This is a genomic window from Natronorubrum bangense (assembly GCF_004799645.1).
Classification (GTDB): Archaea; Halobacteriota; Halobacteria; order Halobacteriales; family Natrialbaceae; genus Natronorubrum; species Natronorubrum bangense.
Window position 1 is genome coordinate 1440290 of sequence record NZ_CP031305.1, and the last position, 12666, is coordinate 1452955.

Here is a 12666-nt window from a genome sequence, read left to right on the forward strand (position 1 = left end):
CTCGAGCCCGATTTTCGCCGAGAGAAGACGTTCGTCCGAACTGAGAAACGAGCCGTTACCGGTCGGCGGCTGGAAGGACGTCGGCCTCGAGCAGCTCCGTTCGGGCCTCGTCCATCGAGGTGACGACGACATCACAGTGGGGTTCGACCGCCGGTTTGGGGACGAAGCCGACCGCGAGGCCAGCGACGTTCAACATCGGGAGATCGTTTGCGCCGTCACCGACGGCGACGGTGTCTTCCATGTCGACACCGACGTCCTCGGCGAGGCTCTCGAGGGCGTCGTCTTTGGTGCCCTCGATGAGCGGGCCCTCGACGTCGCCAGTCAGTTCGGTTTCGTCGTCGGTCATCGGGAGTCGGTTCGAGACGATGTGATCGACGGTGGCTCCCTCGCGCTCGAGAGCGGCCGCGACGCCGCGTTCGAAGCCGCCGGTGAGGATCGCGGTCGTCACGCCGGCGTCGTTTAGCTCCTCGATCAGCTCGGCTGCACCTTCACGGAGTTCGACCTGGTCGTAGGCGGCCTGTGCGTCTTCGGCTGGCAGCCCCTCGAGGAGGGCGGCTCGCTTGCGAAGGCTCTCGGCGTAATCGATCTCATCGTTCATCGATTGCTCAGTGATTTCGGCCATCTCGTCGGCGACACCGCAGCGATCGCCGAGCAGCACGGTCATCTCGGAGTCTGAAAGCGTCCCGTCGAAGTCGAAAGCGACGACTGTCATCGGGCGCTGCTTGTAGCGCCCCGGATAAACCAGTTCAGGTTTCCGTCTCGACGAGTGTCGGCTTCCCAACCACTGTGTGTTGTCCTCGATCGACTGCTCACTCTCCGTCTTCGACCGGCGTCTTGACGATCGTCACTGGTCGCGAGGCCAGTCGTGCGACGCGGTCGGTGACGCTGCCCAGTAGCCGGCGGTACTCGCCCGAGCGGGCTTTCGACCCCAGTACGAGCAGGTCGACGTCTTCGTCCTCAGCATGCGCGAGAATCTCCTCGTGTGGCGTGCCGTGTCGGACGGCCGTCGTCGGCTCGAGGCCGGCCTCCCGTGCTGCCTCGGCGGCCGACTCGAGGGCTTCCTCGCCTTCTTGCTCGAGGGCGGCCTCGAGGCCCTCGAACTCGTGGACGTACTCGTCGCCGGTGTAGGAGCTGTAGACGTCACTGTCGACGACGTACAGCAGGTGGAGCTCGGCACCGGTCGACTCAGCGACGGCGATCGCGTGTTCGGTTGCCAGTTCGGCTCCCTTTTCGGCGTCCGTCGGAAGGAGAATGCGGTCGTACATCGACAGTTCCTACGTGACCAATCAAAATAAGGCTCGGTGTCGGTTCAGATCGTGATAGACGGCCGATTCCGGGATCGATCCCGAGAGGCCGTCTGCGACTCCCGCCGACAGGCGATCAGTCGCGATCGGGTGCCGGCTCGTCCGCAGCCAGTCGTTCGTCGAACTCGTGGCTGGTGTCCGATGGCTGCTCGAGAAAGCTGAGTTCCCGCTGTGGGAACGGGATCGTGATGTCAGCCTCATCGAAGGCGTCGTAGACGCCTCGATTGATGCTGTCGAGCGCGCGTTTTTCGACCAGCGGATGGTTGATATAGACCCGGAGCTCGAAGCCAAGCGCGGAGTCGCCGAACTCCGCGAAGATCACTTTCGGTGTCGGCGTGTCGCGGACGAACTGACACTCCTCACAGACCTCAAGCACGAGTTTCTCGACCGTCTCGTAGTCAGTCCCGTAGGCGGCCGTGATCGGCACTCGAAGTCGCATGTGGCGCTGTGGTGCGCTTTCGTTGACCACCTGTGAGGAGTTCAGGATCGCGTTTGGCACCGTGACAAGCAGGTTATCCTCGGTCAGAACGGTCGTACTCCGAATGCCGACGTCGGTGACCGTCCCGCGCATGTCGTCTTCGACTCGGATCACGTCGCCGACTTTGTACGTGTTGTCGAAGTACAGCGCGACGCCGCCGATCAGGTTGCCGATCGCATCCTGAGCGGCAAAGCCGAGGACGATCCCGAGAATGCCGGCCGAGGCGAGAAAGGGGGTGAGATCGAGATTCCAGATCGAGAGCAACAACAGGACAGCACCGCCGACAACGGTGATCGTCCAGAGGTTCCCGAACATCGGCGCGAACTCGTACCCGGTCTGGCCTTCCTGAAGCACTTCGATCCAGCGGCGACCGATCCGGATCGACGCTCGAGCCCAGAGGACGACCAACACCGTGGCGATCCCGCCGACGATCAGCGTCGTCGACTCGAGGAGATCGAGCACGACCAGGCTGAGATACACCCCGAGCAGGGCGGTCGAGATCGCAAGCGGGGTGTGAAGTTCGGCGAACGCCGCGCGACCAAACGTCGTCTCGGCGGTCTCGCCGTCCAGATACCGACGGCTCCCCCACTGGATGAACCGTGCCAGCAGGACCGACCCGATCAGGATGAGCGCGACCAGCAGCCAGGATCGATCGATGCTCCCGAATCCAGTCCCGAACAGGTCCGGGCGCGTCGCCGTCCAGACGAGTAGTGCTCCGTAACCCGTCGGCTCGAGCAACGCCGGAACGGCGTCGGCGAGAGGCCACGTGCCGACGGACGGAGAGAACATCAGTGTCGGTAACGCATAGTTAACCGAGTGGTAAATACTGTCTGATGTCCGCGCTGGCTGCACCTGTCGGCTGTATACCACAACGTTGACCCATCAGCCGACCCCAGTGTCGCCGATGGCAGTCTCGTCGGCCTCGGAGGTGCTGTGATGGCGAGCGCCACGCTCGAGGTGCTGGTCCTCGCCCTGATTCCAGCAATTTTCTGGGGATTTACGCCGATTTTCGACAAGCGCGGGATGGCCGCGGGCGGTGGCTCCGTGCAGGCGTCGCTGGTCGTCGTGGTCGTCGACTCGACAATCTACTGGCTGCTCATCGCTGTCCTCTACGGCCGGTCGGCGTTTTCGGGACTCACGCACGAGGTCCTGGTTGTGTTCGTCTTCGCAGGCGTTGTCGGTACTGCACTCGGCCGAATCACGATCTTCGTCGGCGTCGACAAGGTGGGTGCGAGTCTCAACAGTACGATTCTCAGCACGCGGCCGCTGTTTGCGACGCTGATCGCACTCGCCGTCCTCGGCGAGCCACTGGGGCCAGTGACTGGCGTCGGCATCGTCATCCTCGTCGCTGGGCTTGCCGTGTTGACGGCCTCGAAAGGCGGCGACCTCGCGGGCTGGCAGCCCCGTGATCTGTTGTGGCCGATCGCCGCTGCGGCCACCTTCGCCGTCGCGAACGTCTCTCGGCGGTACGGGATGCTCGAGACGCCGATTTCAGCGCTCGAGGCCGTCGCGATAAACGAGACGGCCGGCTTGGTCGCGCTGCTCGCCTACGTGGCTGCCGTCGGCGGGCGCGACGTCCTCGAGCGTCCACGCGCGTCATACACGTATTTCGCCGGCAGCGGTCTTCTGACGACTGTTGCGATGCTTTCGCTGATGGCTGCGCTGGGGCTCGAGGAAGGGCGGATCGCCATCGTCGATCCGCTGGTCGCGACCGCGCCGCTGTTTACGCTGCTGTTTGCCGCCGTCCTCTTGCGCGACCTCGAGCGCGTAACGAAAGGCGTCATCGTCGGGGCGACGCTGGTGGTCGTCGGTGCGGTGTTGATCACGCTCTGATCGCTCGACAGCCGTTTACGACTTCGACGCCGTCGTGGATCACTCGTTTTCGACGTTCTTACCAGACTACTTTTGTTCGACCCTGCAGACGCCACAGTTATGTGCGCAAATCCCACAACTGAGGCGAACCAACGATTCGTTCGCCCGTCGAATCCGATCGGATACGTTGCCATCGTCATGGCACTCGTGACGGGTGTGTTACACTTGCTGGCCACGATGAACGCGATTCAGTTCAGCGAGGTGCTCGCTGCTCTGTTTGTCCTCAACGGACTCGGGTTCATCGGCGGCACGATCCTGTATCTGACGCCATACTGGCAGCGCTCGCTGTTTCTCGTCGCAGCCGCGTACTCGATCATCACCATCCTCGCGCTCTTTCCGGTCCAGGGCTGGGGCGTTGAGGCGTTCTACATGGAGGGCAATCTCAACCCGATTGCGGTCATCACCAAAGCCGCTGAGGCTGTTCTCGCGGTCTGTGCCGTCTATCTGTACGCCGATACGGAGGCGTAAACTCTGACCGGAGCGCGCTCGAGGCTGGTTATCGAACGCAGATTCTTTCTCCGACGCGAGCAGGACGGAACGATACTGAGCAGTGTCGATAGCGGCTGTTGTAGTAGCCACTGAAACTCACTGCATACCGCATCGCACGACTGCTGTGCGATGCATGTGTCAATCGGTTCAGTTGTTACTATAGACTGCAAGCGAGGCAGTGACCAAACTCGTCGCCGTCGTCGAACTCCTGTTTCTCCTGCCGTGTTGACCACCGTTCTTCGCATCTCGAGGCTCTGTGGGTTGTCCCGTGGACGCCGTGGGAGCGGGCCTGCTTCAACGATGAATGAATGTCAGTTGACACCCCATCTCGAATTCCCGGGAGTAACTACCGTTCAGGGCCACTGCACCGGATGGAAATTCATCGATAAACGACCATGTTCGGTCAAACCGAGGTGGTAGATTTTGCCACCGGCGACGACAACGGAAGGGTTTACCTGCTCCACACGATTGTCTCGCGCATGAAAGTACTGGTCACGGATCCCATCGCGGATGCGGGTCTTGACGTACTCAGAGACGCCGGCCACGAGGTCGAGACGGGCTATGAACTCGAGGGCGAGGACCTCCTCGAGGCGGTTTCGGACGCACAGGGACTGATCGTCCGCTCGGGAACCGAGGTCACCGACGAGGTGCTCGAAGCGGCCGAGGAACTCGTCATTGTCGGCCGAGCGGGCATCGGCGTCGACAATATCGACATCGAGGCGGCGACGGATGAGGGTGTCATCGTCGCCAACGCACCGGAAGGGAACGTTCGCGCCGCAGCCGAACACACCGTCGCGATGACGTTCGCGACCGCGCGCTCGATCCCGCAGGCACACATCCGCCTGAAAAACGGCGAGTGGGCCAAAAGCGAATACCTCGGCACCGAACTCGACAGCAAGACGCTCGGCGTCGTCGGCCTCGGCCGCGTCGGCCAGGAAGTCGCCAAGAAGCTCAACTCGCTGGGGATGGACCTCGTCGCGTTCGACCCCTACATCTCCGAGGAACGCGCCGACCGCCTCGGTGCTGAACTCGTCGACTTCGAGGACTGTATCGAGGCCGCTGACTTCCTGACCATCCACACGCCGCTGACCCCCGAAACCGAGGGCATGATTGGCGCGGACGAACTCGACCTTCTCGAGGACGGCTACATCGTCAACGTCGGCCGCGGTGGCATTATTCAGGAAGATGCTCTCGCCGCGAAAGTCGAAGACGGCACCCTCGCCGGGGCCGCACTCGACGTCTTCGCCGAGGAACCCCTGTCGGCCGACTCGCCGCTGCTCGAGCACGACGACATCATCGTCACGCCTCACCTCGGTGCGTCGACCGAAGCCGCACAGGAGAACGTCGCGACCTCGACGGCCGAGCAGATCAACGCCGCGATCGCAGGCGAGCCAGTCGCCAACGCGCTCAACGCACCCTCGATCGACGAGAGCGCGTTCCCACGCCTCGAGCCGTACATCGACATCGCCGAAACCGGTGGCAAGGTCGCCGCACAACTGCTCGACGGTCGTGTCGAGTCCATCGAGATCACCTACGAAGGCGAGATCGCAGACGAAGACGTCGAGTTCGTCACCGCGAGCGCGCTGAAAGGCGTCTTCGAACCGCTCGAGTGGCAGGTCAACGCCGTCAACGCGCCACAGATCGCCGAGGACCGCGGCGTCGACGTTACCGAATCGAAGACTCGACAGGCCGAGGACTTCCAGAGTCTGATCTCGGTGACCGTCAGCAACGGTGACGACGAGGTTTCCGTCGACGGTACTCTCTTCGCCGGCGACGACCCACGGATCGTCCGTGTCGACGGCTACCGTGTCGACGCCATCCCCCACGGCAAGATGGTCGTCACGCGAAACACCGACGAACCCGGCGTCATCGGTCTCATCGGCTCCGTTATGGGCAAACACGGCGTCAACATCGCTGGTATGTTCAACGCCCGCGAGACCATCGGCGGCGAGGCGCTGACCGTCTACAACGTCGACAGCGAGGTTCCCGAGGACGCGAAGGCGGAACTCGAGGGCGACGACCGGATCATCGGGATCAACTACATCACGCTGAACGGTCAGAACTGAGCGCCTCGTTCGGCTCGTTTTTGCCGTTTTTCTGAAACTGGTCCTGTGTGCGTCCGCGGGTTACCGTCGGGACTGTGCTCAGTACTGGAAGACCGCGGTCGCGATGCCAATCGTCTGCCCGACGTTCACCAGGCTGAGTCCCGCGACCAACACGCCGGTATCGCCCCCGGCCAGCGAGGAGCTGGCGTAGACGAGCAAGCCGAGGACGCTGAGGACGGCCCCGAGGAGGTAGCGCCGCGGTGTCTCGGCGACGTGTTGACTCGTGTAGGCAAGCCCCGCTGCCGGGATGAGCATCCAGCCAGCGAGACTGAGCGTAAAGAGTGGCGTCGCCACGGCCGGGACCAGAAAGCCGACACCCCCAGCCAAGGTGACGACGAGGCCGGCGAGCAGCACGCGCCGCCACGCAAGCAAGACGCCGTGATCCATCGCCGACCACGAGAGGGCGGTGAAGACGACGATGATCACCGCCATCACCAGATGGGCGACGAACAGGGCGTGCTCGCTCGCGAGGTCGAGGTGGACGGCGGTGACGAACGTCCACGCGAGCGGAACGAGGATGATAGGGCCGTTTTCCCGAAGCCGACGGAGCATGCATCACTCTATGGACTGGCCCGCCACAGTTGTTGTGCCGATCGCACGCCGCTCCGGCACTCGGCCAGTATGCCCACGGAACTGCAACACGGCCGTTTGATCGTCGCCGACCGCTGGTCGTTCAGGCGATTCCCAACCCGCCGAGGACGAGTCGACCGCCGATGAGTGCGAGGAGCGCGAGCACGCCCTGTCGCTGGATTCGTTCTGAGAGCTGCGGTCGGACGCGTCGGCCAGCGAGGACACCAGCGAGAGCCGGAATCGCAAGCGCCACCGAAAGCACGCCAACCGCCAGCGATGGATACAGGCCGAAAACCACCGCGGCACCCACTCGAACGGCGTTGATACCGACGAACACGAGTGCGAGGACGCCGACGAACAGCCCGGCCTCGAGGTCACGACTTCGGATGTAGGCGACGACCTGCACGCCGACGTTCGTCGCGCCGAAGACGACCCCCGAGATGGTGCCGAGGCCGACCATCATCCCCCGCCGTTCGACGAAACAGCGATCCTCGAGCGCGGCGCGTCCGGGGATCGGAACAGCCCGCTGTGTCGCCCCGACGTACGCGAGCGTGACAACCCCGAGTGCGATCGTCAGCGGATCAGCCGGGATTGACTCGAGTGCGGCCATGCCGACGAGCGTGCCGACGAGGGTCGCCAGCACGTAGGGCCAGAAGCGCCGACTGCACGAGCGGACGGCGTCGGCGTCGAGTTCGCCCAGTAGCGAGACGTTCGTTGCGAGAATCGGGACGATCATCAGCACGACCGCGACCGAAGGATCAACGACGGTCGCCAACGCCATCGTCCCGACGAGGGCAAAGCCGAAGCCGGCGATGCCGGTAACGACGCCGGCCAGGAGAAGTGTTACGAGGACGAATGCGGCGGTCGTCGGATCGACGGCTCCGATAACCGCGTGCTGTGAGAACACGCTCGTCCGTCTCGTTCGCTCGCTTGATAGATAACCCTGTCCGGCTCTGCTGAAACCTGAAACAACTGATAAGCACTTCAAGCGGTAGAGTGGGACCTAGAATTTCGCGACACGTTCATTCTGTAAAATCTACTGGAAATCGGCCGCTCAGCGGTTCGAGGCACTTATATAGCGCTTGGCGGCGTACACCGTCTAATGGAGTATTTTGTCACTGGCTCAACTGGATTGATCGGCTCGCACGTTGTAACGGAACTTCTCGCAACTGGTCACGATGTCGTTGCGCTGACCCGTTCGCGCTCGAACGCGAGTCACCTGCCGGAGGCGGTCACGGTGGTCGAAGGCGACGTCACCGAGAAAGAGAGTATGCGGGAGGCGATGACAGGTGTGGACGGCGTGTTTCACCTTGCCGCATGGTTCTATCTCGGTCCGGGTCCTCGCGAGGCCGAAAACGCCGAACGGATCAACGTGGAGGGGACCCGAAACGTTCTCGAGTTGATGGCAGAACTGGATGTACCAAAAGGCGTCTACACCAGCACGCTCGGCGTGTATCCACTTCGATCGTTTGCGTACATCGACGAAACGATTGCGCCGGAGTGCCCGGAATCGGCCGTGTATTACCGGACGAAATGGGAGGCCCATTACGAAGTCGCCAAACCCATGATCGACGATGGACTGCCACTCGTCATCGTCCAACCGGGCATCGTCTACGGCCCGGGAGACAAGTCGCACGGATCGATTCGAGGCCTGTTTCGGAGCTACCTTCAGGGCGAGCTTCCGATGATTCCGCGCGGCCACTACGTGCCCTGGGACCACGTCGGAGATATCGCTGACGGGCACCTCCGCGCGATGGGACAAGGCGCTCCTGGGGAAACGTACATCATTTCAGGGGCGCCTCGAGACGCTGTCGACGTCCTCGAGTGTGCAGAAGCGATAACAGGCGTTCCGGCCCCTCGTGCCGTCTCCCCGAAGGTGTTCGCAGGGTTCGCCAGCGTAATGGGGGCAGTAGAGCGGGTCATTACGCCGCCGGAAGGATTCGAATCCGAGGGGCTCCGGTTTTTCGCCGGCGGCCGATGGCCGGTCGATACCAGCAAGGCGACCGAGGAACTGGGAATCACTCATAGGCCTCTCGAGGAAGGCCTCCGAGACTATCTGGAGTGGGAGATGAAACAGCTGAAGATGCGGGGGGACACGGGAGGCGAGGTCCAGGAAGTCACTCACCGCTAGATAGCCTCCATCAGTTGCGCTGGCAAGCCACAGACCACCGCGCCCGTGGCAGTTGACCGGAGCCCCTTGCCCTAGTTTACTGTCCCCGATATTCGGCCAGCACGAACGGCACCGAACTCCCCAGCGGATCGTCGACGACTCGCTCCCAGATGATTGCAAAGCCTGCCGCCTCGAGTGAGCTCCGAGTCCGACGGCGGCCGGGGGTGCTGAAGAACATCGACTGGCCGCTTCCGAGCCAGTCGTGTCGGGTCGTCTCGTAGCGACTCGAGCCGACCGTCGCGAGGAGTCGCCCGCCCGGCCGGAGGACGCGAGCGAACTCGCCGTAGACGGCCGGATGCTCGGTTTGGGGGACATGAAAGACGGCGTGATACGCCGTGATCGCGTCGACAGCGTTCGCGGCCAGCGGGAGCCTCGTCATCTCACCCTGAATGAGGTGGGCTTCGGGAACGTTTTCGGCTGCCAACTCGAGTTGGCGACTCGAGAGATCGAGCCCGATTCGATCGACGCCCGCGAGGTTTGCAAGCGTTCGCATCCCATCGCCACAGCCGACGTCGAGGACGGTTGCGGCTTCGGGGAGGCCCTCGAGTAGCTCATCGATTAGGGCGGCGTCCTCGCCGTCGGCGCGTCGGGTGCTGGCGTAATCGTCGGCGACGGCGTCCCATGCCCGTCGAAGTTCCTGTCGATCCATGGCTGGGAGACGAAAGCAGACGGTATGGTGCTGGTGCCAAACGGGTATGGCCTGTGGTGGCTAGACGCTCTTATCGCTCGGCGTCGTAGGGGTAGTGATGACATCCCACGAACCCTCGCGGCTCGCGGCCGTCGTTGCGGCACTCCGTGACCGGGGCTACCGCTGTCCAGATCCGCCCGAGGCCGATGGGCCGGTCGTGGCGACTGGTGGCGACCATCCAGCAGACGGTCCCGACGTACCGCTGTCGGTCGAGCGCCTCCGAGACGTCACGCCGTTGACCCTCGCCAGCAGCGTGGCGGCTGCCGCCCACGCCGGTCGGGCGCCGGTGCTCGTCGTCGACGAGTGGGGACTCGAGGCCGCACACACGATCCTCGGTGACCCGTTCTTGCTCCGTGGCCGTGTCGATGGCTGCCGTCAGTTCTACTCGATCCCGGATCGGATCGCGCTGACCGACGGGCGGTATGCCTGCGTCCGAACCGACGCGGAGCCACAGTGGCGAGAAGATTCGTCGACGACCACAGCCGATGACGACCGCGACAGGACGGGGACCGACGAGCCACGACTGTTGCTCGAGGCCGATGGCTCGGTCCTCGCCGTCCTCGCGGCCACCGAACTGACCTGCCCTGGCCCCGAACCGGACGCGTTCCCCTATCGATACGGCCGCGGCGCGGACAAGCGTATCCACGTCTTCGATCGAGATCGGGAGGTCGGCCGCTACGCCGGTATCGCTGCAATGCGGGAAAACGCCTACCGTCCAGTAGCGATGCCGTTGCTCCCCGAACACCACATCAGAACGGGTGGCCGTCTGGCTCGAGGCGTGACCCTCGCGGTCGCGACGGCCGACGGCATCGAGTTCCATCGGCCCTGAGACGGGCTGCCGGCCCGCGCTCTCGGTGGGAACGAAAGCGTCACGGGTGCACTGGCACTGACTGCAGGAGTCCGTCTGCGACGGCGGGCGCTCCTACGGTGCTCCCATCAGCACGAACCGACTTTCGGTGTCGCCGTTGTGGATCTGGTGTGTCGCGTCCGGCGGAATTCGGATCGCGTCACCTTCGGCCATGTCGATCGATTCGTCGTTGACGGTGACCGTCGCTTCGCCTTCCATCAGCAGGTACACTTCTTCGTGGCCTTCCTCCTCGTGGTCGTGTTCTTTGCCTTCCCAGCCGGGCTCACACTCCACGACGGTCACGCCCATGTGCTCGCAGTTCAACTCGTCACGTAGGAAGTGCATCCCGTTCTGATCGTCGACGTCGTGATAGTTGGTCTTCGTATAGTCGGCCATCACGGTCTCCCGCCCACTCCACGCGTCATAAATGTTGGCGCTACTCATGATTGGGCCGATGGGTGACGGTTCGTCGTTGTCGAGGTGACCCTCTCGGCAAAAGACCTATCGCCCTGACGGTCATCCACCCAGCTATGACCGACGAGATTGCAGTCGACTTCGGCGAGGACGGGCTCGTCCCCGCCGTTGCACAGGACGCAGCGTCCGGTGAGGTGCTCATGCTCGCCTACGTCTCGCCGGAGGCACTCGAGCGCACGCGCGAGACAGGTGTCGCCCACTACTACTCCCGTAGCCGAGACGAACTCTGGGAGAAAGGTGCCACGAGCGGGCACACACAGGACGTTGCGGAGGTTCGGGTCGACTGTGACGCCGACACGCTGCTCTATCTGGTCGACCAGGAAGGCGGGGCGTGTCACACCGGCCACCAGTCGTGTTTCTACCGGACGATCGACGGGGAAAACGTCGGCAAGAAGGTGTTCGACCCCGACGCGATCTACGACGACTGATCTCGGATGAGCGAACGCGTTCACCACCCCGATGCGGACGCCACTGCGGACGACCAGACACCACTCGAGACCCTCGAACGGGCTCGAGAGCGCTTCAAACAGGCCGAAAGCCGGGTCGAAGCCCACGGTGGTGGAGCGGTGACCGACGCAGCCGAGGCATACCGGAACGCGACGGAGTTACTCGAGAGCTACGTCGACCGAGCGACGGGAACCGGCCGGGAGAACTTCAAGGCCTACGTCGAACTCGAGGGGAAGTTCGACTCGCTGGTCACGAACCTTCCCGACGATCTGAAGGGGCGTGAGGCGTTCGACGACGCCCTCGAGGCGATCGATAAACGCCGGCTCAGCGAGTCGGATTTCGAGCGCGCCCACGACGCCCTGGAGCCGGCGGCTCAGTATGCCGAGTTACTCGACGAGCGCGAAACGGCCCGCGAGGCCGTCGACGACGCTCGGACGTCTGCCGCGAAACGGCTCCGGGAACTCGACGACGAGATCGCTGACCGCGAGCGCCTGCTCGAACTCGCAACCGCCGATCTCGACGCGCCCGTCGAGGCGCTTCGCGAACCGATCGAGGCGTACAACGACGCGATCGAGACGGCGTTCGAGGCGTTTCGACTCGAGGCGTCGGCCCGCGAGGTGTTCTCGCTGGTCGAGCGCAGCCGCTGGTATCCGTTTGTCCCCTACGAGCAGCCCCCGACTGAGCTGGCTGACTACGTTCAGGACGACCCTGCCGGCGAGTACACCATTCCGGAACTGCTCGAGTATGCGAACTACTCACATTCAAAACTCTCCCATTACGTCGAGAGCGCGGACGAACTCAAACGCCGAGTCGCGACCCAGCAGACGTATCTCGATGGGATCGACGCCGAGCCACTGACGATTTCGTGGCCGCCGGGCGAAGCGGGGGTGCTTCGGCGAAAGATACGCGAGATCCGTCCGTTCGTCGCTCGTGTCGCCGACGAGGACGTCGTCGCCCAGCTGCGATCTCTCCGTCGGCTCACGACCGACCCCGAGTTCGACTACGATCGGCTGCAGACCGCCGCGCAGGCTGTCGTCCAGCTCACCCCCGACGAACGCAAGCGGCTTGCTGACGGCCAGATCGCGGACGAACTCGAGGCGTTGCGGGACGAACGGGAAGCGATCGAAGACGCACTCGAGGTTGACGATCCGATCTGAACGACCCGGGCTTCCGCGGAGTCTCGTGTTCTGGCTGCTATGCCCAGACAACTGCTCGTCCCGGT

General features: G+C 63.6%; 14 protein-coding genes. 7 read left to right on the plus strand and 7 right to left on the minus strand.

Annotated features, from left to right (window positions below; translation table 11 throughout):
* Window positions 1-55 precede the first annotated feature (55 nt).
* From serB to DV706_RS07165, 3 genes are all read right to left on the minus strand, one after another.
* Window positions 56-712, minus strand: coding sequence for a phosphoserine phosphatase SerB (serB, locus tag DV706_RS07155; protein ID WP_006065301.1), 657 nt, complete (start codon window positions 710-712; stop codon window positions 56-58).
* A gap of 97 nt (window positions 713-809) precedes the next feature.
* Window positions 810-1265: a universal stress protein gene (locus DV706_RS07160; protein ID WP_006065300.1), complete on the minus strand. Its 456-nt coding sequence runs from the start codon at window positions 1263-1265 to the stop codon at window positions 810-812.
* A 115-nt stretch (window positions 1266-1380) separates the two neighbouring features.
* On the minus strand, window positions 1381-2571 hold the full coding sequence (locus tag DV706_RS07165) for a mechanosensitive ion channel family protein (protein WP_006065299.1): 1191 nt from the start codon (window positions 2569-2571) through the stop codon (window positions 1381-1383).
* A 147-nt stretch (window positions 2572-2718) separates the two neighbouring features.
* Between DV706_RS07165 and DV706_RS07170 the strand changes: the two genes are divergently transcribed.
* The 3 genes from DV706_RS07170 to serA all read left to right on the plus strand — a co-directional run bounded on the left by DV706_RS07170 (window position 2719) and on the right by serA (window position 6209).
* Entirely contained in the window at window positions 2719-3615 is an 897-nt protein-coding gene (locus DV706_RS07170) for an EamA family transporter (RefSeq protein WP_006065298.1), read from the plus strand.
* A 99-nt stretch (window positions 3616-3714) separates the two neighbouring features.
* Complete coding sequence (locus DV706_RS07175) at window positions 3715-4122, plus strand: DUF7475 family protein (RefSeq protein WP_006065297.1); 408 nt, start codon at window positions 3715-3717, stop codon at window positions 4120-4122.
* A 500-nt stretch (window positions 4123-4622) separates the two neighbouring features.
* Window positions 4623-6209 (plus strand): phosphoglycerate dehydrogenase, encoded by a 1587-nt coding sequence (serA, locus tag DV706_RS07180; RefSeq protein ID WP_006065296.1) that lies wholly within the window; start codon window positions 4623-4625, stop codon window positions 6207-6209.
* Window positions 6210-6287: 78 nt separating this feature from the next.
* Here serA and DV706_RS07185 read toward each other — a convergent pair whose 3' ends face one another.
* Together DV706_RS07185 and DV706_RS07190 are read right to left on the minus strand one after the other, a co-directional pair.
* Complete coding sequence (locus DV706_RS07185) at window positions 6288-6800, minus strand: hypothetical protein (RefSeq protein WP_006065295.1); 513 nt, start codon at window positions 6798-6800, stop codon at window positions 6288-6290.
* Between the two features lie 121 nt (window positions 6801-6921).
* The gene (locus tag DV706_RS07190; RefSeq protein ID WP_136350833.1) at window positions 6922-7725 is read right to left on the minus strand and encodes a sulfite exporter TauE/SafE family protein; all 804 of its coding nucleotides are present in this window, start codon (window positions 7723-7725) and stop codon (window positions 6922-6924) included.
* A 195-nt stretch (window positions 7726-7920) separates the two neighbouring features.
* Here DV706_RS07190 and DV706_RS07195 point away from each other — a divergent pair, with 195 nt between their 5' ends.
* On the plus strand, window positions 7921-8949 hold the full coding sequence (locus DV706_RS07195) for an NAD-dependent epimerase/dehydratase family protein (RefSeq protein ID WP_006065294.1): 1029 nt from the start codon (window positions 7921-7923) through the stop codon (window positions 8947-8949).
* Window positions 8950-9025: 76 nt separating this feature from the next.
* Here the strand turns inward: DV706_RS07195 and DV706_RS07200 are convergent, their stop codons facing one another.
* Window positions 9026-9637: a class I SAM-dependent methyltransferase gene (locus DV706_RS07200; RefSeq protein ID WP_006065293.1), complete on the minus strand. Its 612-nt coding sequence runs from the start codon at window positions 9635-9637 to the stop codon at window positions 9026-9028.
* Window positions 9638-9734: 97 nt separating this feature from the next.
* On the opposite strand from DV706_RS07200, the gene DV706_RS07205 reads away from it, so the two are divergent.
* Entirely contained in the window at window positions 9735-10505 is a 771-nt protein-coding gene (locus DV706_RS07205; RefSeq protein WP_006065292.1) for a hypothetical protein, read from the plus strand.
* A 93-nt stretch (window positions 10506-10598) separates the two neighbouring features.
* Here DV706_RS07205 and DV706_RS07210 read toward each other — a convergent pair whose 3' ends face one another.
* Entirely contained in the window at window positions 10599-10919 is a 321-nt protein-coding gene (locus DV706_RS07210) for a cupin domain-containing protein (RefSeq protein WP_136350834.1), read from the minus strand.
* Between the two features lie 134 nt (window positions 10920-11053).
* On the opposite strand from DV706_RS07210, the gene hisI reads away from it, so the two are divergent.
* On the plus strand, window positions 11054-11425 hold the full coding sequence (gene hisI, locus DV706_RS07215; protein ID WP_006065290.1) for a phosphoribosyl-AMP cyclohydrolase: 372 nt from the start codon (window positions 11054-11056) through the stop codon (window positions 11423-11425).
* Window positions 11426-11431: 6 nt separating this feature from the next.
* Entirely contained in the window at window positions 11432-12601 is a 1170-nt protein-coding gene (locus DV706_RS07220) for a DUF7118 family protein (RefSeq protein ID WP_006065289.1), read from the plus strand.
* Window positions 12602-12666 lie beyond the last annotated feature (65 nt).